This is a genomic window from Aeromicrobium sp. PFPM2_SD2, from assembly GCF_057364525.1.
The window spans coordinates 1-464 of record NZ_JBNFNZ010000866.1 but is presented as its reverse complement, the minus strand read 5'-3'; the positions used below and the strand labels follow the sequence as shown (position 1 = coordinate 464).

Below are 464 nucleotides of genomic sequence, written 5' to 3'. Positions count from 1 at the left end.
GCCGACGACAGCCGCGCTCCGACCGCCTGACCTGCCTAGACCGGCGCGCGCCGGTAGACGTGGCGGTCGCCGATGACGGCCACCACCCGGTAGTCGCGGTCCAGCACCGCCTGCGCCGCCACCGCGTCCACGCCCCAGGTGCGCAGGGTCGGGCCGCTGACCAGCACCCAGGCCGGCCGGTCCTGCTCCAGCACCGACCGCAGCGACTCCAGCCGCGGGTCCCGGACGCGCACCGGCAGGCTCCACAGGTGCTCGTACGGACTCTCCAGCCCGGCCTCGCGCAGCAGCGCCGGGTTGCCGAACGCGGTGACCGCCGTGTCACCGGGGACGGCGTGGTCGCGCAGGTAGGCGACCAGCCGGTCGTCGTCGGTGGGCGTGGCGGCGGTGGCCAGGGTCGGGACGAGCGAGACGAGCGCCGAGGCTGCGGCACCGGTCGCCGCCAGCCGCAGCACCGGGTGGAGCGC

1 pseudogene is annotated in these 464 nt (G+C 76.9%); it reads right to left on the bottom strand.

The window, feature by feature from the left end:
* Nucleotides 1-35: 35 nt before the first annotated feature.
* Nucleotides 36-464 (bottom strand): annotated as a pseudogene (locus AC2W7G_RS18545) (hypothetical protein); the annotation flags it as partial.